The sequence below is a fragment of the Streptomyces yerevanensis genome (genome assembly GCF_000716805.1).
Taxonomy (GTDB): Bacteria; Actinomycetota; Actinomycetes; order Streptomycetales; family Streptomycetaceae; genus Streptomyces; species Streptomyces flaveus.
On record NZ_JNWJ01000016.1, the window covers coordinates 140,516 to 163,802 of the forward strand.

Here is a 23,287-nt window from a genome sequence, read left to right on the forward strand (position 1 = left end):
ACTCGCCCCCGGCTCACCCGCGCCCCGTCAGATGCGCCCTGGCAGGAGAAAGGCGAGTCGGGCCCGCTTCTCCGGCAGGTACACCTCCGGCAGATCGATCTCAGGCAGCACCACCTCGGGCCCGAGCTCGAACCCCTGTCGCATCAGCCGCTCGATCACCTTCACATTGCGCACGTCGGGCTCGACCACGACCCGCCTCCGCCCGAGCCCGACCAGCACATACGCGGCGAAGACGCCGATGAGACCGGAGGAGTACCCCGCCCGGTCACCATCACCATCACGAGCGGGAGCTATCAGCAGGTGAATACCGATGTCCCCCGGCTCGACCTCGTAGCACTCACTGACCCGGTCGGCCGTCGGCTCGTACGTCTGGAAGAGCGCCGCCGGCGCACCGTCCAGAACCGCCAGAAACGCGTGATGCGTATCGAGCGAGTCCAGCAGCTCGTACGTCTGAAGCACCCGCTCCCTGCTGAACCCGCCCATCCCCCAGAACCGCGCCCGTTCCGCGGTCACCCAGCCATGGATCACGTCGAGGTCGGCCTTCGGCTCCACCCGCAGCACGCGCACCGTGCCCAGTCCGTCCACGGTCTGCTCATGAACGGGCCGGCGGCCATGCCCGTACGCCTCAGTCGTCATCGTTCCCCAATCCATCTCTCTCCTTGGTCAGCTGAGCGAAGTCGGTGATCACGGGGGCCAGATCTCCCGTGAGCCACAAGGGGAGTTGGTCACGCTCGTGCGGTGAACCCGGAACACCCGACGCACCGAACGGGACGGCCCAGCGGCTGTTCTCACGGCAGGCGACGTCCCATACGTAACGGGCGGCGGGACCACGGGCCGCACGGTCGGTGATCCCGGGGACCGAGGAGGTGCACAGCACGCAGTCGTGATCGCCGGAGAGCGCGGGTCCGCCGCCGTCCGCCGCCGACTCGCTCAGCGGAAGTGCGCGCCACGCGTCCAGGCGATGAGTGTCGCCCCAGGTGCCCTGCGGGGCGTCCGCGGCCACCTCCTCCACGGCCGCCCGTACGACTTCGGCGCGGTCGATGCCGTACAACTCCCGTGCGGTGAGGAGGCTTTCGAGGGCGTAGCCGATGCGCGGGACGAGGGCGAGCCAGGGGCGGAAGACCTCGGGGTGGGCCGGGGGCAGCCCGGTCAGGCAGGCCAGGGCCGGGTGTGCGGCGAGGCGTCGTACGACGGCGCTGCGCACGGCCGCGTATGTCGCCGCCCCCGTGCTGTCGGACTCCATGTGGAGGTCCCAGCGCAGGAGCCGGTCACGGAGGGCGGTGGCATCGGGGGTGAGGTCGTCGAGGGCGGTGAGGTGGTCCAACAGGGCCTTCGCGGAGGCGAGATGGGTGTCCATGTGGAGGGCACCCATGTCCTCGACCGACCAGTCCTTCCTCTCCTCGAGGAGATGGCGCAGGCGGGCCGCCCGGTGCGGGGCGGCGAACTCGACGCCGAGCGGCGTCGCGGGGCCGCGCTGGTTCGCCATCACGGCGATGCCGTCGTCGAACGTGCCGCGCGGCATGGGGGCGTACCAGCCGCGCCACTCATGGCCGGGCTCCCAGGCGGGAACGATCCGGATCCCGTTCCGCTCGTCCCTGAGCGGCACGCGGCCCGCCACCCGGTGCAGCAGTCCGCCCTCGGTGTCGGCGGCCAGCACGACGTTCACGGGCTCGGCCCAGTCGTCGAACGCCCGGTCCACGTCCGCGACTTGGCGAGCCCGGAGCAGGGGGAGCAGCGCACTGAAGCCGAGGTCCTCGGTGACACGCGGCGGGTAACGCAGGCTGACGGGCCCCTGACTGTCACTGTCGCCGATGATGACGGGCCCGCGCCCGGTCTCGACGACCTCGACCTCGACGGGGTCACCGCCCGCCACCTCGACCGTCTCCACATGCCCGTACGCGGCCCGCCACTCCCCGTCCGGACCGAGCGCCTCCACCCGTTCCCCGGACCTGCGCAGCCGCTCCCGGTACAGGTCCTGATAGTCGGCCATCGCATTGGTGATCGCCCACGCCACCGTGCCCGTATGCCCGAAATGCGCGATACCCGGAACGCCGGGCACCGCGAGCCCGACCACATCGAACTCCGGGCAGGACAGATGGACTTGCTGATAGATACCGGGCGCTTCGATGAACCGGTGGGGATCGCCCGCGATGACCGGCCGGCCGTCGACGGTGCGCTCGCCCGTCACCAGCCACCCATTGCTGCCGGACGTACCGGGCCCGTCCGCCGCGAACAGCCCCACCGCCTCCGTCCCCAGCCGGCGCCCGACCTCCTCCCGCCACAGCTTGGCGGGGAACCCGGCGAACAGGATGTGGACGGCGAGCCAGACACCCAGCGGACTCCACGGTTCCCAGCGGCCGGGCGTGAGGCCGGTCGCCGTGAACTCCTGCGTCCGGGACGCCCCTTCGGCCAGGCCCTCGTTGACCCCGTCGACGTACGCCCGGACCCAGGCGGCCGTCTCGGGGTCACGTCTCTCCAGGGCCGCGAAACAGCGCCTCGCGGTGTCGTCGAGCCGGACCTGTCTCGCGAACCGGTCCCAGGGGAGGGCGTCGGCGCCGAGGAACGCGGCCGAGGTGCCCTGCGCCCGGTGCCGCTCGACCTCGAGCTGCCAGGCACGGTCGGCGGCGGCGTTACGTCCCTGCGCGAAGGCGAGTTCGCGTGCGCTGTCCGCCCGCAGGTGCGGGATCCCCCAGGGGTCGCGATACGTTCCCGGGCTCAGGTGCTCTCCGGCGTCCACAGGTCCTCCACAGTTTTTAGGTTAGGCTACCCTAACTACGACTGGTCGGAGTCGTACGGAGGGTGGGCACCATGGGGCAGGGTCACGGCTGGGAGGGCGCGGTCCTCAAGCTGTTCCGGGGCAAGGACTTCGTGTTCACGGTCACCGGGGCCGAGCAGGTCACCGAGCACTACCGCCGGCTCCACCTCACCGACGGCGGGATGCTCGCCGCGACCGGCGTCCACCCGACGATGTGGGTGCGGCTGTGGTTCGACAATGCGGGCAAGCCGCACCAGCGCGCCTACACGCTCGTCGACCCGGATCCGGAGGCAGGCACCTTCAGCCTCGAGTTCGCACTCCACGAGGGGTGCGCCAGTGACTGGGCGCGGGCGGCGAAGCCCGGGGACACCATCGAGGCGACGCTCCAGGGCACGGGCTTCCAATGGCCCGAGCCCGCGCCCTCGCACGTCTTCGCGATCGGCGACCCGGCATCGCTGCCCGCGCTCAACTCCCTCATGGACGCGGTGGGTTCGGCCCCCGCCACGGTCTGGCTCGAGATGCCGTACGACTCCCTGGACGGCCTTCCGCTACGCCTGGACCCGTCCCGCCACGACCTGCGCACGGTGCCGCGCCTGGGCTCCGGCGCCGAACTCGTCTCCCGGGTACGCGCGTCCCTCCCCGACCTCCTCAAGGACCGGGACCCGGCCGAGACGTACGTCTGGATCGCCTCGGACACGGCAACGACACGCTCACTCGCCGCGTACGTCCGCAAGGAGCTGTCGGTACCCAAGCAGCGGGTGCACGCGTTGGGATACTGGCGGGAAGGGTGAGCGTAAGGCGACGAAGGGCTGCCGTCTTCCTCGTGCGGTACGCGTTGTTTTTCTGGTTTGTCCGTGACCCGCTCGGTAGGAACACACCAAGCCGACCTCGCGGAATTACCCTTTCGTACTGCTTTGCTGCGTAATTTCCGTGCTCCACTACCGCGCCTTGGCTGCGCCCGGAAGGTCATGACCGGTAGGCTTTCCGTGTGATCTTCAAGCGCATCGGAAACGGCCGGCCGTACCCCGACCACGGCCGGGAAAGCACCCGGCAGTGGGCGGATGTCGCGCCGCGCCCGGTCCGCCTCGATCAGCTGGTGACGACCAAGGGCCAGCTCGACCTGGAAACGCTGCTCGCCGAGGACTCGACGTTCTACGGCGACCTCTTCGCGCATGTCGTGAAGTGGCAGGGCGATCTGTACCTGGAGGACGGCCTGCACAGAGCCGTCCGCGCCGCGCTCCAGCAGCGCCAGGTGCTGCACGCCCGCGTCCTCGAGCTCGACTGAGCACGCCCCCTTTGTGCGCCCGTTGGGCCTTTCGGGTTGGGCTGAGCGCCAGACAATGATCGTCTAGTAGGCATAGCCACCCGGGCGCACTACGCTGCGCTCATGAGCATGCTGACTCCCCCTGGGATGGGCGGCCAGTACAAGATCACGGGGGACAAGTACCCGCGGATGCGCAGCAACCGCGGGCGCCGCAAGCTCGTGTTCGCGGTCGTCGGCTCCGCCACCGCCCTCGGTCTGCTCGGCTGGGGGACAGTGCAGCTCATCGACGTGTTCACAGGCGGTGGCGACAAGGCCGGGGCGGTCGGCACGGCACCGGACTGCACGCCCTCGCCGTCACCGTCCGCCTCGCAGCAGCCGGTCAGAGCCCTCCCCAAGCCCGGCCAGATCACCGTGAACGTCCTCAACGCCACGCCCCGCAGCGGCCTCGCCAAGAGCACCGCGGACGAACTCAAGAAGCGCGGCTTCAAGATCGGCGAGGTGGGCAACGCGACGAAGGAGTACGACAAGAAGGTCAAGGGTCCTGGGATGCTGCTCGGTGCCGCGGCGGCCACGGACGCAGCGCTTCCCGTACTCCGCACCCAGCTGGCCGGCGCCCAGCTGAAGACCGACACCCGTACGAAGCCCGCCGAGGTCGACCTCATCATCGGCACCGGCTTCAAGGCGCTGGCGAAGAAGGCGGACGCCGACAAGGCCATGACGACGCTGGCCAAGCCGACGCCTACGCCGTCACAGACGAAGCAGGGCTGTTAGCCGCTCAGGTCAAACGGGCCTTCGGCCCGGTTCGGCCACTCGGCACTACTCGGCGGACCCGTACATCCGGTCCCCCGCGTCTCCGAGCCCCGGCACGATGTAGCCGTGCTCGTTGAGCCGCTCGTCGATGGACCCCGTCACGACGGTCACCGGCGTGCCGGCCAGCTCGCGTTCCATGACCTCGACGCCCTCCGGGGCGGCCAGGAGCACCACGGCGGTCACGTCGTCGGCGCCGCGCTTGATCAGTTCCTGGATGGCCGCGACGAGGGTGCCGCCGGTGGCGAGCATGGGGTCGAGTACGTACACCTGGCGGCCGGAGAGGTCTTCCGGCATGCGGTTCGCGTACGTGGACGCCTGGAGCGTCTCCTCGTTGCGGATCATGCCCAGGAAGCCCACCTCGGCGGTCGGCAGCAGGCGCACCATGCCGTCGAGCATGCCGAGGCCGGCCCGCAGGATCGGTACGACGAGGGGGCGCGGGTGGGACAGCTTGACGCCGGTGGTCCCGGCCACCGGGGTCACGATGTCCACCTGTTCGGTACGCACGTCACGGGTGGCCTCGTAGGCGAGCAGAGTGACCAGCTCGTCGGCCAGCCGCCGGAAGGTCGGGGAGTCGGTGCGCCTGTCGCGCAGCGTGGTGAGCTTATGTGCGACCAGAGGGTGGTCGACGACGTGAAGACGCATGCGACCAGGGTATCCGGGCCCCACGCCCACGCCCCCGCAAACCCGTACCGGCATCAAACCGCCCATCAGGGGGAAGGTGGCAGGGACGGACTGGGATGGTGACCTATGCGAAACGGGGAACAGAACCAGGCGGCCTCCGACCGACGCCGGGGGCCCATGAACAGCGCCGCGCTGCGGGGGGCCTCCGGTCGGGGGACCCCGGGGACGGCGGGCAGCTCCGCCCTGCGGGAGACCTCCGGTCAGGGAACCGCGGGAGAGCCGGCGGGCAGCTCCGCCCCGCGCAGAACCCCCAGTTGGCCGACGCCGCAGAAAAATTCTGAAGCGTCCGTGCCACGCGAAACCGCCGGCCCCGCGCTCGCACAGCGAAAGGCCGACGGGTCCTCCGCCGCCGCGCCGCGCAGGACCGGCCCCGCAAGCCCTCCGCAGGAGACTCCGCGCAGGACCCGCCCCGGAAGCCCTCCTCAGCGGGCCCCGAGGAGGGCCGCCGCGCGGAGCGACCCGTACGACACCACCGCCGGAAATTCCCCGACGGGCCCGCCAGGCTCGCCGGAAACGGTCGCCGGAGGCTCGCTGGACCCGGGCGCCGCCGAAGGCGTGGGCGGCGTGGCTGAAAGTGATGCCGAGCGGCGTCGGCGGCGGGCGCAGTTCTTGCGGGACCTTGCCGAGGCGCGGGAATTGCGGGATCGGGTGCAGCCGCGGCGGGCCAAGACGGCACGGTTGCGACACGCCATGCGAATGCGCACGTTCCGTTGGTAGGCGGTGGGCCACGCCAGACGCGTACAGGCCCGTACACAGCACAACGGAGCGCCACTGGTGGGGCGTACGGGTCGGCACCGGACAGGCGTTGCGTCACGGAGCTCTCCTCGGCGTACGATCCCGCTGACGGCGGGCGCCGAGCGCCCAGGTGAGGGGCCACGCGTACGGCCGTGAAGACGCGACCGTGACACAGCGAGCCGAAGACCTCTCCTGAACGCTCTGTTTCTGCCACGATTCCGAGTGGGCGGGGCTCGGCGCAGCACTCCCCGTCCGCAACCTCCGCCGGGGGGATCCCCAACCGGCACGCCTATGACCAGTGGGAGAGTCACGGTGTACTTCGCCGCACTGCTCGCGCGCACCGAAGACGGGTGGGAAGCGAGCGACACAGAGCTCGACGATGTGGAGACCCTGTCGGATCTGGCCGACCTGGCCCGCGAAGCCTCGACCGAGGACGACACGGTGCTCGTGCTCATCGAGCAGGAGGACGCATGGTTCGGCGTCGTCCGCGTGGATGGCGAGGAGGACCCTCGTATCTACGTCTCGGACGCCGCCGCAGCAGCCCGCAGCTCGTACGGCGAGATCCTGCTCACGGACGAACTGCTCGGAAGGGAGCCCGGCGACGACGTCCCGGACCTGGACTCCCTCGACCTCGACGGCACGGAGGACGGTGATCCCGAGACCGATTCCGACGACGACGATGACGACGTCGGCGGCACCGCTTCGGGCGAGGCCGTGCCTGCCGGCCCCATCGGAGACCGCGAAGTCCTCGCCGACCTGGGCGTGGACGAGAAGGAACTGCTCGCCCTGGAAAGCAACGACGCACTGAACGAGATCGCCGAAGTCCTGGGCGCGGCGGAGGTCCTGGAGACCGTCCGCTGAACGCTCAGGAGGCGCACGACCCCGTACGCGACCGCTGGCGGGCCGCGATGCGGCTCGCCCTGGACGAGGCCGAACTGGCCGTCCGGGGCGGGGACGTCCCCGTCGGCGCCGTCGTGCTGTCCGCGGACGGCACGACGGTGCTCGCCACCGGACACAACGAACGCGAGGCCACCGGCGATCCCACGGCGCACGCCGAGGTGCTCGCCATCCGCCGCGCCGCCGCCGAGCTCGGCCGGTGGCGGCTGACGGACTGCACGCTCGTCGTGACCCTCGAACCCTGCACGATGTGCGCGGGCGCGATCGTGCAGTCCCGCGTGGACCGCCTGGTCTACGGCGCCCGCGACGAGAAGGCCGGCGCGACCGGCTCCCTCTGGGACGTCGTACGCGACCGGCGCCTCAACCACCGTCCCGAAGTGATCGGCGGCGTACTCGACGAGGAGTGCGCCCGCTTGCTCACCGACTTCTTCCGCGACCGCTGAACCGGCCCGCCCGCGTACCGGCGGCCGAATACGGATTTCAGCGCACGACCCCATGTGGGCTAGGATCTCTCTCGGTAGCGTGTCCGAGCGGCCGAAGGAGCTCGCCTCGAAAGCGAGTGTGGCGCAAGTCACCGAGGGTTCAAATCCCTCCGCTACCGCTTCGGAAGGGCCCCGTCGAGTGACGGGGCCCTTCGTGTGTGCGGAGTGCGTGCGGGGTGTGTGGGGAGACGCGTCGAAGGCAAGAACGGTGATAGGACAAGTGACCGAGTTACACTCACCGCCGGCAAACACGGGGCCCGGTGGGGCAGCAGGTCAACAGGGGAGGCCGCGGTGGCGGTGAATTCGAAGAAGATCGCCATCTATGTGCTCGTGGTCTTCGTGCTGTACGTGATCATCACCGACCCGGGCAAGGCCGCCGACTATGTCCAAATAGGGTTCGAGGGCATTTCGAACGCCGCTCAGGCCGTCGGCGACTTCATGACGTGGCTCGCCAATGGCGCCAAGGACTGAGCCAGGGGCCGAGAACTGAGCCCCAAGGTCAGCCATACGACGCCCCGTACAGCCCCGTATCGGAATGGTGTGGGGCCGAAATGCGCCTTATGGCCCAATCTGCAATCAACACCACCCTTTGCAGTGCTTGCACACACTGGACATGTCTTGTGATGCTATGACCGCTTTTGACGGAAGAGTTGCATGACCTGTGTGAGTTGATGGACAAAGAGGTGGCGTTGACCGTGTCGGCCAGTACTGCGCCGCCCCAGGAAGAGGTCCCGGCGCCTGCTCCCGCCCCCGAGAAACGTCGCAGTGCCGACACCCGGGCGCTCACCCAGGTGCTCTTCGGCGAGCTGAAGCAGCTGCGGCCGGGCACGCCCGAGCACCACCGCGTACGCAGCGCGCTCATCGAGGCCAATCTGCCGCTCGTGCGCTACGCCGCCGCTCGCTTCCGCAGTCGCAACGAGCCCATGGAGGACGTCGTCCAAGTGGGCACGATCGGGCTGATCAACGCGATCGACCGCTTCGACCCGGACCGGGGCGTGCAGTTCCCGACCTTCGCGATGCCGACCGTCGTCGGCGAGATCAAGCGGTACTTCCGCGACAACGTCCGCACCGTGCACGTACCGCGCCGGCTGCACGAACTGTGGGTGCAGGTGAACAGCGCGACCGAGGACCTCACGACGGCCTTCGGGCGTTCGCCCACCACCGCCGAGATCGCCGAGCGGCTGCGGATCGCGGAGGAGGAGGTGCTGGCCTGTCTCGAGGCCGGACGCTCGTACCACGCGACCTCCCTGGAGGCGGCCCAGGAGGGTGACGGGTCGCCGGGCCTGCTCGACCGGCTCGGCTATGAGGACCCGGCCCTTGACGGAGTCGAGCACCGCGATCTCGTACGCCACCTCCTGGTCCAACTCCCGGAACGGGAGCAGCGGATCCTGCTGTTGCGCTACTACAGCAATCTCACGCAGTCGCAGATCAGTGACGAACTGGGCGTCTCCCAGATGCATGTGTCAAGGCTGCTCGCCCGGAGCTTCGCCCGCCTGCGATCCGCAAACAGGATCGAGGCGTGACCCGCCGGAGCGAATCACCCTTAAGGCTATTTCCCGACAGTTCTGTGGTGAAAAATGGCCATACCCTCTTTATCCAGGGCCGATTGACCCCCTCGGTGTCGACAAGTCACTACAGCGTGTTGCCGACATGTGACATTCTTCCGGAAGCGCGTTTGCCGCAGCTCTGCCTCCGGTATTCAGGTGGAGGCTGCGTTCCTTCGACGGGAACGTCCGCCGCGTCCGTCCGCGACCCAAAGGGGGTGGCATGTCCGCAGATCAGGGCAGCTCGAAGGTGCTCACACTCGCGCAGAGCGAGTCCGCACCCGACGTGCTTCACAGTGTCGATGTACCGGCTGTCGATGTGCCGCCGGTTCCCCCGGCCCTTCCGGCCCCGGCCCCCAGGACCTCGGAAGCCATCGACACCCGCACCCTGTCCCGCTCCCTGTTCCTGCGGCTGGCCGCACTGGACGCGAACAGCCCGGAGCGCGCCTACGTCCGAGACACCCTCATCGAGCTCAACCTCCCGCTCGTGCGCTACGCGGCAGCCCGCTTCCGCAGCCGTAACGAGCCCATGGAGGACATCGTCCAGGTCGGCACCATCGGCCTGATCAAGGCGATCGACCGCTTCGACTGCGAACGGGGCGTGGAATTCCCGACGTTCGCGATGCCGACGGTCGTGGGCGAGATCAAGCGCTTCTTCCGCGACACCTCGTGGTCGGTCCGCGTTCCGCGCCGGCTCCAGGAGCTGCGGCTCGCGCTGACGAAGGCGAGCGACGAGCTCTCCCAGAAGCTGGACCGCTCCCCGACGGTGCCCGAACTCGCCGCCGTACTGGGCGTGTCCGAGGAGGACGTGGTCGACGGCCTGGCGGTCGGCAACGCGTACACGGCGTCCTCGCTCGACTCCCCGGCCCCCGAGGACGACGGCGGCGAAGGCTCCCTCGCGGACCGCCTCGGCTACGAGGACACGGCCCTGGAGGGTGTCGAGTACCGCGAGTCCCTCAAGCCCCTGCTCGCCAAACTCCCGCCCCGTGAGCGGCAGATCATCATGCTCCGCTTCTTCGCGAACATGACGCAGTCGCAGATCGGCGAGGAGGTCGGCATCTCGCAGATGCACGTCTCCCGGCTGCTTACGCGGACGCTGTCGCAGCTGCGCGAGGGGCTCATCTCGGACTAGAGGGCTTGGAAGTCCCGGCCGTTCCCCGGTGGCCCCTCGAAAGGGGCCACCGGGGAACGGCTTTTAGGAGCGCGGGGCTGTATCAATTTGCGGTTCCGCCGCGTGGGCGCGACCAGCCACAGACGGCCCGCAGCCTACGAACGACCCGCATTCCCCGTCCTCTCAGCGACCGAGCAGGCGCATGGCCCGCTTACCCGCCGCCGACTCCTCCAGCGTGTCCCACAGCTTCGCGGACCCGGTGTACGTGTACACGCCGGGAGCCCCCTGCGCCGCGCACCCGTCGCCGTACGACGTGATGCCGATCTGGAACACGCCCTTGCGCCCTTGCAGCTTGCGGAAGATGGGCCCGCCGCTGTCGCCCTGGCAGGAGTCCTTGCCCTCGACGCCGGCGCACATGTTGACCTTCGTGTCGTACTGCGGGTACGACGCCTTGCACTCGATGTGCGACACGATCGGCACGTCCACCGCGCGCAACCGGTCCGGATAGTTCGTCACCTCGGTGTTGGTGTTGCCCCAGCCGATGACGGTGGCCTTGGCGCCCGGACGGATCAGCGCGTCCGTGCCCGCGGTCGGCAGGTTGACCGGGGCGACACCCTCGACGGGCTCCTCCAGCATCAGAAGCGCCAGGTCGTACGCCCCCTCGCCCTTGGCGTAGCGGGGGTGGACGACTATCTCGGCGACATTCCGCAGCTCGCCCTGGTTCTTGTTCGACAGCACGGTCCGGCCGACGACGGTCTCGATCTCCTTGGGCTTCGTACCCTCGACGCAGTGCGCGGCCGTCATCACGATGCCGGGCTCCAGCAGGCTGCCGCCGCAGAACTGCCGGTCGTGGGGGTTGCCGGTGCCCTTCTGCAGCAGTGCCGCCATGAACGGGTGCTTGCCGTCGGGCTGTTCGGTGCCGCCGATGATGCGGGTGCCCGGGCGGCCGCGGTCCGCCGAATCCGCGGCGTGGGCCGTTCCGACGGACGTGACAGCGAGCCCGAGTGCGGCACCGGCCGCGAGTGCGGCGGTGGTGATGCGGCGGGCCGCTGTTCTGCGAGTGAGGGAATGGGGGGAAAGACGCATGTGGGGGTGTCTCCAAAACGCTGAACGAACCACCCCGGCCGGACGCTCCCTCGCGTCCCAACTTGCCTGAACCGCAAGGGAGTCACCCGACGGAAGTGGCATGGCGTTCTGTCAGACGGGATACGCGGGGCGGAGGTTCACTCGCGGGATCACTCGATGCCCATCCGTCTCTTTCTATCTGACGTACCGTCAGTCAAACTGGCGCGATGCGTCAGGTGACGGTGACTTGGATACGTGACCGCCGGGCCGCCGTGGCCGGTGCCGCGGCGGCGGTCGTGGTGTGTCTGGGCGGGGTGCTCGCCGCGTGCGGGGGCGGCGGGAGCGGTGACGACGGGTACGTCGCGGTCGGGGCGGCCGGTGGTTCGCCTCCGGCTTCCGGTTCGGCGGCGAATCCCACGGGGGAGGTGTCGATGGTGCCGCTGGACAGGGCGCCGGGCTCCGAGGGCGCCGGGGGAGGCGGGAATTCGGAGGGTGCGACCGATGGCACTGGTCCCGGTGGAGCTCAGGAGCCGGGCACGGAACCGGCGCCTGGTCCTTCCGCCTCCGCGGGTCGGGGCGCGCCCGGGAACGAGGGCGGCTCCGGTCGTACGGAAGGGCCCGCGGGGGAACGTACGGAAGAGAGCCCGGCGCCTTCGTCGTCTGCGGGCGAGGGCGGCAGCGGTACGGCGCCCGATGCGCCCGCGGCGCTGAACGTGAGCGCCCCCGAGCGCGAACCCACCGACAAGCGCTGGTGCGAAAAGGTCACCCTCGACTTCCACAACACCGGTGGCAGCGCGGTGCGTTCGGGCACGGTGACCTTCGAGACGCACATCATCGACGCGCTCGGCATCGACTGGGCGACGATCAAGTCGGCCGAGAAGCTTCCCGCACCGGTCGGCGCCGGTGCGCGGAAGGAGAAGACCTGGACGGTGTGCGTGGACGCGTGGCGCGTGCCGCTGGGCATGCACATCGAAACGCGTGACGTGTCCGTGCGGTGGGAGTAGGGCTCCGGCGTACGGGAGTTACGGGACCTACTGGCGTACGGGAGTCAGCGCCGTACCCGAGTTACATGAACGCGAGCCAGGCCACGCCGGCCACGATCGCGACGGCCACGATCACGCCTACGATCACGCCGATACGGGGGCCTGCCGAGGCTGCCTGCTGGCGGCGGCCCTGCGGACCCTCGTCGACGAAGGCGCGGAACATCTGGGTGCTGCCCGCGGGGTCGTTGTTGCCCTGGGGGCCCTGGGTGTTTGCCATGGCCCTGGACCCTAGCGAATGCCTCCGGCTTGCCCAAGTGCTGGGGGTGCCGTCTGCTGGTGCTGGTCACCCTGACTCGGTGTCGCCGTCACGGGGGCTTCGCCCCCGGCCCCCCCTCTGTCGGCCTGAACGGCCTCGTCCTCAAACGCCGGACGGGCTGGAGGTGCTTTGCCAAGGTTTTAGGGCCGCCCCACCCTCTTTCATTTGCCTGTAGCAACCACATACTTCTATGGTTGCCTAGAGCAACGAAGGAGAGTGTGATGGCCGCTCAAGAGCAGTACGAGGAGCTGGCCCGGCAGCTCAGTGCCATCGGGGCTGTGAAGCGGGGGCTCGGGCGGGTGTTGCCGCAGGAGTGTCCTGCGGGGGCCGCTGCCGTGCTCGCGTTGGTGGAGCGGCACGGGGAGATGCGGATGAGCCGGCTGGCGGAGCTGCTGGCCATCGATATGTCGGTGACCAGTCGGCACGTCGCTCATGTCGCGGGACGCGGGTGGATCGACCGGTCCCCCGATCCCGCCGACAAGCGGTCGCGCATCCTGCGGCTCACTCCCGCGGGGCGGGACATGCTCGCCGAGATCGCCGAGCGGTACACACGGACGCTCGCCCACTACCTGGGGGACTGGTCCGACGACGAGGTCGAGCAGCTCAACTCCCTGCTCGGACGACTGCGTGCGAGCTTCGACGACTGCCGGCCGGCCGCGTCCACCCCTGCACCAGACGTGACATGACGAAACGTAAGAAAAGGAAGCCCATGGCTACGACCGCACCGACCGGTGTGCGGGGCTCTCACGCCAAGCACTCATCAGGCGGCTCCCCCGACGGCGCTCCGATGACGCACCGGCAGATCATGGAGGCGCTGACCGGGCTGCTGCTCGGTATGTTCGTCGCGATCCTGTCGTCGACGATCGTCTCCAACGCCCTGCCCGACATCATCAACGACCTCGGCGGCGGGCAGAGCGCCTACACCTGGGTCGTGACCGCGTCGCTCCTGACGATGACGGCGTCCACCCCACTGTGGGGCAAGCTCGCCGATCTCTTCTCCAAGAAACTGCTGGTCCAGCTGGCCCTCGTCATCTTCGTGGGCGGTTCGGCGGCGGCGGGCCTGTCGCAGAACCCGGGCATGCTCATCGCGTGGCGCGCGGTCCAGGGCATCGGCATGGGTGGCCTGACCTCGCTGGCCCAGATCATCATGGCGGCGATGATCGCCCCGCGTGAGCGCGGCCGCTACAGCGGCTACCTCGGCGCCACCTTCGCCACCGCGATGGTCGGCGGCCCGCTGATCGGCGGCGTCATCACCGACACCAGCTGGCTCGGCTGGCGCTGGACCTTCTACGTCGGCGTGCCCTTCGCCGTGATAGCCCTGATCGTGCTGCAGAAGACCCTGCACCTTCCGGTCCTCAAGCGTGAGGCCAAGGTCGACTGGGCCGGTGCCTTCTTCATCACCGCCGCGGTCTGCCTGCTGCTGGTCTGGGTGACCTTCGCCGGGGACAAGTACGACTGGGTGTCCATGCAGACGTACGCGATGGTCGGCGGCACGCTCGCGCTCTTGGCGATCTTCGTCCTCGTCGAGACGAAGGCGCGCGAGCCGATCATCCCGCTGCGGCTGTTCCGCAACCGCACCATCACGCTGGCTTCCATCGCCGCCCTGTTCGTCGGCATCGCCATGTACGTGGGCGTGATCTTCTTCAGCCAGTATTTCCAGCTGGCCCGCGACGAGTCGCCGACCATGTCCGGCGTCATGACCATCCCGATGATCGCCGGTCTCGCTCTCGCTTCGACCATCTCCGGCCAGTTCATCTCCCGGACCGGCCGGTGGAAGGGCTGGCTCCTCGCCGGCGCGGTGCTGCTGACCGCCGGGCTCGGGCTGCTGGGCACCATCCGGTACGACACCCCGTACTGGAGGGTGTCGGTCTTCATGGCTCTGCTGGGTCTCGGTGTCGGCATGATGATGCAGAACCTGGTGCTGTGCACGCAGAACCAGGTGGAACCCAGCGACCTCGGCGCCGCCAGCTCCACGGTGAACTTCTTCCGTTCGCTGGGCAGTGCGGTGGGCGTCTCCGCGCTCGGCGCGGTCCTGAGCCACCGGATCACGGACTACATCAAGGACGGAGCGTCCGCCCTCGACCCGAAGTACGCGTCCGCGCTCACCGGTTCCAGCACCTCCAGCAGCATCCCGGACGTCGACTCGCTGCCCGGCCCGGTCCGCACGCTCGTGGAGAGCGCCTACGGCCACGGCATCGCGGACGTCTTCTTCTACGTCTCACCGGTCGCGCTGCTCGCCCTCGTCGTCTGCCTCTTCATCAAGGAGGTCCCGCTGCGGACCAGGGTCGGGCCGGCACAGGCCGCCGGCGGCGGCGGGGAGAAGGGCGGGGTTCCGGCTGCCGGCGAGGTCGCGGCTTCGGCTCCGGTCAAGCAGGAGAGCCCGGTTGCCACGGCAGTCGACGCCGGGGAGTCCGGCGGCTTGGGGGGTGGCATTCCTGGCGGCATTTCTGTACGCGGCCACGTACGCGGTGCCGAGAGCGCGCCCGTCGCTCGCGCCGCCGTCACGCTGATCTCCCTCGGGGGACGGCAGTTGGGCCGCTCGGTCACGCGCGCGGACGGTGGTTATGCGCTGGACGCGCCGGGGTCGGGGTCGTACGTCCTGATCGCCTCTGCCGACGGGTTCCAGCCGCAGGCCTCGACGATCGTCGTGAACGACGAGCCGGTGTCGTACGACATCCTCGTGAGCGGTACGAGCGGGCTCGGCGGTGTGGTGCGGGACGCCGAGACCGGTACGCCCGTCAAGGACGCCATGGTTGTCGTCACGGACGTACGCGGCGATGTGCTGGCCACCGGAAACACCGGCGAGCAGGGCGAGTTCGACTTCGCCGATCTGGTCCCGGGCACCGTGACCGTCGCGGTGAACGCGGCGGGTCACCGGCCGGCCGCGCTGCCGGTCGAGGTCGGCGGCACGGGTGTCACCCGTGTCGAGGTCGACCTGACGGCGGGCGTCCGGCTGCGGGGCACCGTACGGGCGCCGCACGGGCCCCTCGCCGATGCCCGGGTCACGCTCGTCGACGCGGCGGGCAACGTGGTCGCCTCCGCCACGACCGGGGAGGACGGGGCGTATGCCTTCGCCGATCTGGACAGCGGGGAGTACACCGTCATCGCGACGGGTTACCCGCCGGTGGCCACGGCGCTGACCGTGAACGGGCGCGGTGTCGACGACCACGACATCGAACTCGGCCATCCCGGCGAGTAGTTCGAACGAGTAGGTGGAAAGCCACGGCCCATGGGGCGCGCATCCTGAGCTTCAGGCGCGCCCCACGGGCCGGTTCACCGCGCTGCGCAGCCCCGTCACATCAGGCCGACCATGCGGGGTGGGGCGAACAGGTGGCGGGCCCGGTGTTCCTCGGCCACCATGACGGTTCCGGCTCGCAGGTCGGGCGCGCGGTCCGTTCTGGCGAGGGCCTGCTGGTGGCTCGCACAGGTCGCGCAGGCGGGGTCCCAGTCGGGAAGCTCCTGCGGGTGGGCGTCGGCGAGATGCCGGCTGAGGCTGATCTGCGTGCCCACGACGCTGTCCGTGAAGTCCCAGTCGACGTCGTACCCCTCGGTGGCGTGCAGTCCGGCGATGACCGCCTGGACGTGCTTCATCGCCTCGTAAAGCCGGACGCACTCGGCGCAGTCCCACATCCAGGCGGGCGGCAGCGGCCACTGCTCGTCGGGGTTGAGGTCGTCGGCTGCCATGTCCGTCAGGGTAGGGCTCTGCCGCCCCACGCGTCAGGCGTTCGACCTCCGTTCACCCTAGGCTGCCCCCATGGCACCGAACATAGCGACGAACACCTCCGTCTCCCTCGACGATCTGCTGGACTTCGTACGCCCCCGCCACCGCGCCATCCTGCTGACGCGGCGGACCGACGGAAGCCCTCAAGGCTCTCCGCTGACCTGCGGTGTCGACGACGCGGGCCGTATCGTCGTCTCGACCTACCCCGAGCGCGCCAAGACTCGCAACGCCAAGCGCGACGAGCGGGTCAGCCTCATCGTCCTGAGCGACGACTGGAACGGGCCCTGGGTCCAGATCGACGGCACAGCCGAGGTCATCGACCCACCGGACTCGGTCGAGCCCCTCGTGGAGTACTACCGCAACATCGCGGGCGAGCACCCGGACTGGGACGAGTACCGCTCCGCGATGCTCAAGCAGGGCAAGTCCATCATCCGGGTCACCCCGGAGCGGTGGGGGCCGGTCGCGACCGGCGGCTTCCCTGCGCGGCTGGCTCCGCAGGAGTAGGGGGTTTCTTTCCCCAGCCCCGCCCCTTCCCGGCTGTATCAATTTGCGGCTCCGCCGCGTGGGGGGGCTGCGCCCCCAGGCCCCCCGCCAGGAGGTGGGGTGACATGTCGTGTCGCGGCTGCGGGTGCGTTGTGGCTGGTCGCGCCCACGCGGCGGAGCCGCAAATCGGATACAGCCCCGCGCCCCTGAAAAGCCTGCGACTGCCCGCGCCCCCAGAAAAGTTCGCGCCCTGAGCAAGTCCGCGCCCCGGGAAAGCCCGCACCCCCGACTTCCCGCAGTTTCCCTCCGGCGGGAGGGGGCGTGGGCCGGTGCGTCGTATGCCCGTCGCTTAGGTCCGGTCTCGGAGGACCAGGGCCGTGTACCAGGCCAGGGTCGTATGCCCGCCCTGCGACGGGCTGACGCACCGGCCCACGACCCCGCACCCCCCACCCACCCCAGGGGCGCGGGGAACGGCGCGGATCGTGCTCATGGCCTGGTGGAAGTACTCGTCCTGCGACATGCCCGCGGCGGCGCACCGCTGCACGAAGTGTCCCTCGATCGTCCCGAACCCGTACACGAACTGGTAGACGGCATTGATCGCACCCATCTGCCCGTGCGCCGGCAGCCCCGTATTGCGCATCACATGCTGCACGCACAGCGAGAACTCCATCGAGTGCGGGCCGATGTTGAGGAAACTGCCGATGAGCGGCGACACCCAGGGGTGGCGCACCAGCAGCACCCGGTACCCACTCGCGAGCGCGCGCAGCTGGTCGCGCCAGTCCTCGCCCGACTCCGGGTCGGGCAGCTCGAGTTCGCCGTAGACCGAGTCGAGGGCGAGTTCGAGCAGGTCGTCCTTGGTGTCCACGTACCAGTACACCGACATCGCCGTCACGTTCAGCTCGGCGGCCAGCCGGCGCATGGAGAACTTGGCCAGTCCCTCGGCATCGAGGAGCCGCACCGTCATCTGGATGATCCGGTCGCGGTCGAGCCCGGACGGCTGACCGCCCCGGGCCGCCCGCTGCCTGCCCTCAAGCCAGACGCTGGTCCGCGCCGGACGTTCGGCCCGGTCGGCTGCCCTCACCATGGCGCACCTTCCTCGGAGCTCGATACACAGCGCGTACGAGCTACCCAACGCGTACGAGATACACAGCACGTATCAGCGCGTATCGCTGTCGCCCTGATGCTATGCGTGCCTCCACGGGACATCGTTACGCGGCCACCGCGGAGTCCGCTCGCTCAGCGCGCCGCAGCAACTCGGCCGCCAGCAGCCCTCCGAGGAGTACGGCAACCGCCCCCACCAGCTGACTGGTCTCAAGCCCGGAGGAGAAGGCGTCCATGATCCGCGTCCGCTCGCCCGCCGATTCCGCGGAGGCGAGCGCGGCCGGAAGCGAGGCCGCGGCGACCGGGATCAGCGCGGCGAAGCGGGCGTTGAGGACCGCGCCGAGGACCGCGACGCCGAGGCCGTTGCCGAACTCGGCGAGCGTGCCGTTGATGCCCGCGCCCACACCCGCCTTCTCCGGCGGGATGGCGCTCATGATCGCGTTGGCCATGGCGGGCATGGCGAGCGAGATGCCCGCGCCCATGATGACGAGGCCCGCCAGCATGCCGTTGTAGTCGTCGCCGCCCAGCAGCGCGATCACCGCGAGGCCTCCGGCGAGCATGCTCATACCGGCCGCGATCGTCACGGGTGTGCCGAGCTTGGCGTGCAGCTTCGCGCCGACGGCCGTGAGGTTCAGGGCCACGACGGTCACGGCGAGCGGCGCCAGCCGCAGGCCCGCTTCCAACGGCTCGTAACCGAGGACGAACTGGAGGTGCTGGGTGAGAAGGAAGAGGGAGCCGCTGAGGCCGAAGGCGACCAGGATCGCGCCCGCCACGGCGCCGATGAAGCGCTGGTTGCGGAAGAAGTGCATGTCCAGCATGGGGTAGGGAATGTGCAGCTCCCAGAGCACGAACGCGCCGAGGACCAGTACGCCGACGGCCGCGGCCACCAGCACCTGCGCCGACGCCCAGCCGTGCTCGGGCCCGGAGATGATCCCGTAGACCACCGAGGCCATACCGATCGTCGAGAGCAGCGCGCCCAGGAGGTCGGGGCGGTCGCCCTGCGGGTTCTTGGACTCGGGCACCAGCCTGATGACCGCGGCGAGGCCGATCAGCGCAACGGGGATGTTGATCAGGAAGAGCGATCCCCACCAGAAGTGGTCCAGCATGAATCCGCCGAGCAGCGGACCGGCCGCAAAACCGAGGGAGCTGGTGGTCGACCAGATGCCGATCGCCTTCACGCGCTCGGTGTCGTCGAAGATCTGCACGACGACCGCGAGCGTCGTGGTCATCAGCAGCGCGCCACCGATGCCCATGCCCGCACGGGCGGCGATGAGCTGCGCGGACGACTGTGCGAAGGCCGCCCAGAGCGAGCCCGTACCGAAGAGGACGAGGCCCGCGGCGAGCATCTTCCTGCGGCCGTAACGGTCGGCGGCGCTGCCCGCCGTCAGCAGCAGTCCGGACTGCACGAGCGAGTACGCGTTGATCATCCACTGGATGTCCGCGGTGCTCGCGCCCAACTCGTCCGTGAGGGAAGGGATCGCGACGTTCAGGACGGTGTTGTCGAGGATCACGGTGAGCTGGGCGAGCATGATCACAGTGAGGATCAGCCAACGCTGGGGGTGGCCTTGAGGAGGTGCCTGGGCGGTCTCGGCGGTCGTCGCGGCCGTCATGGGTGCCCCTTCTACGGCGTACGGGAGGTTGTCGCTGTACACCGTAGAACAACTCCCATACGCCGTACAACACGAAAGGGCGGTGACCGAGACACTCTCGCCTCGGTCACCGCCCTCGCGGGACCTCCTCAGACCGTCAGCTGCTCGTCGGCTGATCGTCAGCTACTCGTCGGCTGCGTCAGGTCGTAGAAGGTGGACGAACCCGCCGTCACCTCCTTGAAGTTCTCCTGCGCCCACTCGCTGATCTGCGACGCGGTGCCGGAGCTGTCGTTGCCGCCGCCCATGCCGCCGCCTGCGATGAAGTAGTGGACCTTGCCGTCCGCCACGTACTGCTTGAACTCGGCCAGCGTGGGTGACGGGTCGCTGCCGTTGAAGCCGCCGATCGCCATCACCGGGTCGCCGGTGGAGAGCTGGTAGCTCGCGGCGTTCTGGGCGCCGATGGCCGCAGCGGCCCAGGTGTAGTCACCGGAGTTCTTCTCCAGCAGCTCCTTGGCCTCGTCGCTGACGGTCGCGCCGTTGAGCAGTCCGCCCATGCCGCCACCGCCGGCCATGCCTCCGCCGTCGCCCTGACCACCTGGCATGCCTTGCTGCCCCTGCTGGTTCTGGCCGCCGCCGGGCATGCCGCCGCCCGGGAAACCGCCGGTCGGCGGCTGGCCCGTCCGACCGTTGCCGTTCTGCTGGCCCTGCTGGTTCTGGCCGGGCATACCGCCCCCGCCGGGACCGCGGCCCATGCCGCCGCCGGGGCCACCGCGGGCACCCGCGACGGTCGGACCGGCCGTGACGATCGAGCCGGAGTGCCCCTCGTTCAACGTGCTGAGGCTGTACGCCGCCGGGCCCGCGAGCGCGGTGACGAAGCTCAGCCCCACGACGCCCATGGCCAGTCGGCGACCGAGCTTGTTCACGAAGACCAGGCCGAGCGCGGCGGCCAGACCACCGACCAGGACCAGCCACTTCAGCCACGGCAGGTAGTCGGAGGAACGGTTGAGGAGGACGTACCCCCACGCCGCCGTCGCCGTCATCGCGCCCGCCAGCGTGAGCGAGGCCCACAGCTTGCCGCGCTCCTCCCAGAGCACGACCGCGCCCATGCCGATCAGCGGCGCGATGTAGGGGGCCAGGGCGACGGTGTAGTACTCGTGGAAGATGCCCTGCATGAAGCTGAAGATCGCCATGGTGATCAGCAGCGAGCCGCCCCAGGCTAGGAACGCGGCGCGGGCCGTGTCCGTACGCCCGGCCTTGCGCAGAAGGACCACGGCCGCGACGCACAGGATCAGCGCCGCCGGGATCAGCCAGGAGATCTGACCGCCGATGTTCGAACTGAACATGCGGTCCCAGCCGGTCTCGCCCCAGCCGCCACCCCCGCCGCCGACGCTGCCGGTCTCCTCGCCGTTGATGCGGCCGAGTCCGTTGTAGCCGAAGGTCAGTTCAAGGAAGGAGTTGTTCTGCGAGCCGCCGATGTACGGACGCGAGGAAGCCGGCCACAGTTCGACGATCGCGACCCACCAGCCGCCCGCGACGACCATCGAAAGGCCCGCGATGAGGACCTGGCCGATGCGCCTGCGCAGGGTCGTCGGTGCGAAGAGTACGTAGATCAGCGCGAGGGGCGGGAGGATCAGGAAAGCCTGGAGGGTCTTCACCAGGAAGGCGAGGCCGACCGCGGCACCCGCCCACACCAGCCACTTCGTCTGCGCCTTCTCCATGGCGCGCAGCACGCAGTAGACCGTGACGGCCATCAGAAGCGCGAGCATCGCGTCCGGGTTGTTGAAGCGGAACATCAACGCGGCGACGGGCGTGAGCGCGAAGACCGCCATGGTGATGAGGCCGGCCACGGCACCGAACCGGCGGCGCACGGCCCCGTACAGCACACCCGCCGTGGCGACGGCCATCAGCACCTGCGGGAACAGGATCGCGAAGGAGTTCAGGCCCAGCAGCCGCACCGACAGCGCCATCGGCCACAGGGAGGCCGGGGGCTTGTCGACGGTGATGGCGTTGGCCGAGTCGAGCGAGCCGAAGAAGAACGCCTTCCAGGACTGGCTGCCCGCCTGAACTGCCGCGGAGTAGAAGGAGTTGGCGTACCCGGAGGCCGTGAGGTTCCAGGTGTAGAGCGCGCCGATCAGCAGCAGCGTGCCGAGGAACGCGGGCCGCACCCAGCGGTGGTCCTCGGGCCGCCCGCGCCACAGGCGGCGTACGAAGGGCTGCTTGGGGCTGCCGTCCTCGGGGGCCGCGGCAGGCTCCACCGGAACGACCGGTTCCTGCACGGCAGTTGGCTGAGTCGTCGTCATCGTGCGTCCCTCGGATCGTGATCGTTCGGGCGCACCGGCTGCATCTGCATGGTCGCGTCCCCCCAGGTTCGGTTGTCGTACGGAGCGTTGCCGTACGGAGAGCTGTCGTACGGAGCGTGAGTCGCCGTCGCGTAGACGGGCGAGGCCGGGTTGTGCGAGGCCATGACCGTCGACGCCGAGTCGTCGCCCCGGTCCGGGAACACCCACGCCCGGAAGAGCAGGAACCGCAGCACCGTCGCCGCGAGGTTGGCTGCGATCAGCACCGCCAGTTCGGTGGAGTGCGCGGGTTCGGTCGTCGCCGCGTTCAGGGCGGCGAGCGAGCCGCTGGTCAGGGCGAGGCCGATGCCGAAGACGACCAGGCCCTGCGCCTGGTGCTGCATCGCCCGCTCGCTGCCGCGGACGCCGAAGGTGAGGCGCCGGTTGGCCGCCGTGTTGGCGACCGCCGAGACCAGCAGGGCCAGCGCGTTGGCGAACTGCGACCCCGTGAACGTACGGAAGCCGCTGTAGAGCAGCAGATAGAACAACGTGGACAGAGCGCCCACGACGCAGAACCCGACGAGCTGGCGGGCGAGTCCCGTCGGTACACCGGTCAGTTCGCGGTCGCGCGGATCGTCACCGAACGGCCGGGCGAGCCGGTCGAGCGGCAGCGAGCCGGTGGCGAGGGCGCGCCCGACGCGCCACACGCCCAACAGGTCGTCGGTCGCGGTCTTCACGAGGTGCACGGTCGAGTCCGGGTCGTCGACCCAGTCGACCGGCACCTCGTGGATGCGCAGTCCTGCCCGCTCGGCAAGCACCAGCATCTCGGTGTCGAAGAACCAGCCGGTGTCCTCGACAAGCGGCAGCAGCACGTGAGCCACTTCCCGCCGGATCGCCTTGAAGCCGCACTGGGCGTCGGAGAAGCGGGCCTGCAGCGAGCCCCGCAGGATCAGGTTGTACGTACGGGATATGAACTCCCGCTTGGCACCGCGCACCACCCGCGAGGAGCGGGCCAGGCGCGAGCCGATCGCGAGGTCGGAGTGGCCCGAGATCAGTGGGGCCACCAGCGGGAGCAGCGCGTTGAGGTCGGTGGAGAGGTCGACGTCCATATAGGCGAGGACGGGGGCGTCCGAGGCGGACCACACGGCCCGCAGGGCCCGGCCGCGGCCCTTCTGCTCCAGGCGGAAGGCCCTGACCTCTCCGATCTCCGCCTCCAGCCGCGCCGCCACCAGCGGGGTGGTGTCCGTCGAGGCGTTGTCCGCGATGGTGATGCGGAACGAGTACGGGAAGGTGCGCGCGAGATGCTCGTGCAGTCGGCGCACGCACGGCTGGAGGTCCTTCTCCTCGTTGTAGACGGGGATCACTACGTCCAGGACAGGCGTACCGGCATTCCCGGCCGGGAGGTGCTCCCGCGCCGGCAAGGAGCCGGGAGAAGGTTCGGTTCGCATGACGACGACTGTCGTCAAGCGCCCTG

The 23,287-nt window shown here is 69.7% G+C and carries 23 protein-coding genes and 1 tRNA gene; 14 read left to right on the plus strand and 10 right to left on the minus strand.

Features of this window, described 5'->3' with window-relative positions:
- Window positions 1-27 precede the first annotated feature (27 nt).
- Window positions 28-636 (minus strand): GNAT family N-acetyltransferase, encoded by a 609-nt coding sequence (locus tag OP79_RS19195; protein ID WP_033321464.1) that lies wholly within the window; start codon window positions 634-636, stop codon window positions 28-30.
- A complete protein-coding gene (locus OP79_RS19200) occupies window positions 626-2,737 on the minus strand; it encodes a penicillin acylase family protein (protein WP_425428582.1) in 2,112 nt (703 codons plus the stop codon). Before OP79_RS19200 ends, OP79_RS19195 begins: the two co-directional genes overlap by 11 nt.
- Before the next feature lie 71 nt (window positions 2,738-2,808).
- Here OP79_RS19200 and OP79_RS19205 point away from each other — a divergent pair, with 71 nt between their 5' ends.
- The 3 genes from OP79_RS19205 to OP79_RS19215 all read left to right on the plus strand — a co-directional run bounded on the left by OP79_RS19205 (window position 2,809) and on the right by OP79_RS19215 (window position 4,790).
- Window positions 2,809-3,546 carry a siderophore-interacting protein gene (locus OP79_RS19205; protein WP_033321465.1) on the plus strand — a complete coding sequence of 246 codons (738 nt, stop codon included), beginning with the start codon at window positions 2,809-2,811 and terminating at the stop codon, window positions 3,544-3,546.
- 197 nt (window positions 3,547-3,743) lie between these two features.
- Window positions 3,744-4,040 carry a type II toxin-antitoxin system VapB family antitoxin gene (locus OP79_RS19210; protein WP_003999914.1) on the plus strand — a complete coding sequence of 99 codons (297 nt, stop codon included), beginning with the start codon at window positions 3,744-3,746 and terminating at the stop codon, window positions 4,038-4,040.
- A 102-nt stretch (window positions 4,041-4,142) separates the two neighbouring features.
- Window positions 4,143-4,790 carry a LytR C-terminal domain-containing protein gene (locus tag OP79_RS19215; RefSeq protein ID WP_245685374.1) on the plus strand — a complete coding sequence of 216 codons (648 nt, stop codon included), beginning with the start codon at window positions 4,143-4,145 and terminating at the stop codon, window positions 4,788-4,790.
- A 45-nt stretch (window positions 4,791-4,835) separates the two neighbouring features.
- On the opposite strand, the gene upp is transcribed toward OP79_RS19215, so the two are convergent.
- The gene (upp, locus tag OP79_RS19220; protein WP_033321467.1) at window positions 4,836-5,471 is read right to left on the minus strand and encodes a uracil phosphoribosyltransferase; all 636 of its coding nucleotides are present in this window, start codon (window positions 5,469-5,471) and stop codon (window positions 4,836-4,838) included.
- A 570-nt stretch (window positions 5,472-6,041) separates the two neighbouring features.
- Between upp and OP79_RS57060 the strand changes: the two genes are divergently transcribed.
- The 7 genes from OP79_RS57060 to OP79_RS19250 all read left to right on the plus strand — a co-directional run bounded on the left by OP79_RS57060 (window position 6,042) and on the right by OP79_RS19250 (window position 10,300).
- Window positions 6,042-6,227: a hypothetical protein gene (locus tag OP79_RS57060; protein ID WP_078491890.1), complete on the plus strand. Its 186-nt coding sequence runs from the start codon at window positions 6,042-6,044 to the stop codon at window positions 6,225-6,227.
- 330 nt (window positions 6,228-6,557) lie between these two features.
- Window positions 6,558-7,106, plus strand: coding sequence for a tRNA adenosine deaminase-associated protein (locus OP79_RS19225; RefSeq protein WP_033321468.1), 549 nt, complete (start codon window positions 6,558-6,560; stop codon window positions 7,104-7,106).
- 47 nt (window positions 7,107-7,153) lie between these two features.
- Complete coding sequence (gene tadA, locus OP79_RS19230) at window positions 7,154-7,585, plus strand: tRNA adenosine(34) deaminase TadA (RefSeq protein WP_033321469.1); 432 nt, start codon at window positions 7,154-7,156, stop codon at window positions 7,583-7,585.
- 73 nt (window positions 7,586-7,658) lie between these two features.
- Window positions 7,659-7,743 (plus strand) — tRNA-Ser (locus OP79_RS19235).
- Between the two features lie 172 nt (window positions 7,744-7,915).
- Window positions 7,916-8,095, plus strand: coding sequence for a hypothetical protein (locus tag OP79_RS19240; protein WP_033321470.1), 180 nt, complete (start codon window positions 7,916-7,918; stop codon window positions 8,093-8,095).
- Between the two features lie 200 nt (window positions 8,096-8,295).
- Window positions 8,296-9,147 carry an RNA polymerase sigma factor SigF gene (locus OP79_RS19245; RefSeq protein WP_078491883.1) on the plus strand — a complete coding sequence of 284 codons (852 nt, stop codon included), beginning with the start codon at window positions 8,296-8,298 and terminating at the stop codon, window positions 9,145-9,147.
- A gap of 244 nt (window positions 9,148-9,391) precedes the next feature.
- Entirely contained in the window at window positions 9,392-10,300 is a 909-nt protein-coding gene (locus OP79_RS19250) for an RNA polymerase sigma factor SigF (protein WP_033321471.1), read from the plus strand.
- Between the two features lie 162 nt (window positions 10,301-10,462).
- Here OP79_RS19250 and OP79_RS19255 read toward each other — a convergent pair whose 3' ends face one another.
- Entirely contained in the window at window positions 10,463-11,365 is a 903-nt protein-coding gene (locus OP79_RS19255; RefSeq protein WP_033321472.1) for a S1 family serine peptidase, read from the minus strand.
- Window positions 11,366-11,571: 206 nt separating this feature from the next.
- On the opposite strand from OP79_RS19255, the gene OP79_RS19260 reads away from it, so the two are divergent.
- Window positions 11,572-12,348 (plus strand): hypothetical protein, encoded by a 777-nt coding sequence (locus OP79_RS19260; RefSeq protein ID WP_033321473.1) that lies wholly within the window; start codon window positions 11,572-11,574, stop codon window positions 12,346-12,348.
- Between the two features lie 61 nt (window positions 12,349-12,409).
- Here the strand turns inward: OP79_RS19260 and OP79_RS19265 are convergent, their stop codons facing one another.
- The gene (locus OP79_RS19265) at window positions 12,410-12,604 is read right to left on the minus strand and encodes a hypothetical protein (RefSeq protein WP_033321474.1); all 195 of its coding nucleotides are present in this window, start codon (window positions 12,602-12,604) and stop codon (window positions 12,410-12,412) included.
- 260 nt (window positions 12,605-12,864) lie between these two features.
- On the opposite strand from OP79_RS19265, the gene OP79_RS19270 reads away from it, so the two are divergent.
- Window positions 12,865-13,329, plus strand: coding sequence for a MarR family winged helix-turn-helix transcriptional regulator (locus OP79_RS19270; protein ID WP_033321475.1), 465 nt, complete (start codon window positions 12,865-12,867; stop codon window positions 13,327-13,329).
- Between the two features lie 101 nt (window positions 13,330-13,430).
- Window positions 13,431-15,842: an MFS transporter gene (locus OP79_RS19275; RefSeq protein ID WP_033321511.1), complete on the plus strand. Its 2,412-nt coding sequence runs from the start codon at window positions 13,431-13,433 to the stop codon at window positions 15,840-15,842.
- Window positions 15,843-15,937: 95 nt separating this feature from the next.
- Here the strand turns inward: OP79_RS19275 and OP79_RS19280 are convergent, their stop codons facing one another.
- A complete protein-coding gene (locus OP79_RS19280) occupies window positions 15,938-16,327 on the minus strand; it encodes a hypothetical protein (RefSeq protein ID WP_051744739.1) in 390 nt (129 codons plus the stop codon).
- Between the two features lie 70 nt (window positions 16,328-16,397).
- Between OP79_RS19280 and OP79_RS19285 the strand changes: the two genes are divergently transcribed.
- Window positions 16,398-16,868: a PPOX class F420-dependent oxidoreductase gene (locus OP79_RS19285; protein WP_033321476.1), complete on the plus strand. Its 471-nt coding sequence runs from the start codon at window positions 16,398-16,400 to the stop codon at window positions 16,866-16,868.
- Window positions 16,869-17,196: 328 nt separating this feature from the next.
- Here the strand turns inward: OP79_RS19285 and OP79_RS19290 are convergent, their stop codons facing one another.
- The 4 genes from OP79_RS19290 to OP79_RS19305 all read right to left on the minus strand — a co-directional run bounded on the left by OP79_RS19290 (window position 17,197) and on the right by OP79_RS19305 (window position 23,261).
- Window positions 17,197-17,931 carry a TetR/AcrR family transcriptional regulator gene (locus tag OP79_RS19290; protein ID WP_078491884.1) on the minus strand — a complete coding sequence of 245 codons (735 nt, stop codon included), beginning with the start codon at window positions 17,929-17,931 and terminating at the stop codon, window positions 17,197-17,199.
- Window positions 17,932-18,055: 124 nt separating this feature from the next.
- On the minus strand, window positions 18,056-19,558 hold the full coding sequence (locus OP79_RS19295) for a DHA2 family efflux MFS transporter permease subunit (RefSeq protein ID WP_033321514.1): 1,503 nt from the start codon (window positions 19,556-19,558) through the stop codon (window positions 18,056-18,058).
- A gap of 158 nt (window positions 19,559-19,716) precedes the next feature.
- Window positions 19,717-21,837 carry an ArnT family glycosyltransferase gene (locus OP79_RS19300; RefSeq protein ID WP_033321477.1) on the minus strand — a complete coding sequence of 707 codons (2,121 nt, stop codon included), beginning with the start codon at window positions 21,835-21,837 and terminating at the stop codon, window positions 19,717-19,719.
- The gene (locus OP79_RS19305; RefSeq protein ID WP_033321478.1) at window positions 21,834-23,261 is read right to left on the minus strand and encodes a bifunctional glycosyltransferase family 2/GtrA family protein; all 1,428 of its coding nucleotides are present in this window, start codon (window positions 23,259-23,261) and stop codon (window positions 21,834-21,836) included. The genes OP79_RS19300 and OP79_RS19305 overlap by 4 nt, the downstream gene beginning before the upstream one ends.
- Window positions 23,262-23,287: the final 26 nt, after the last annotated feature.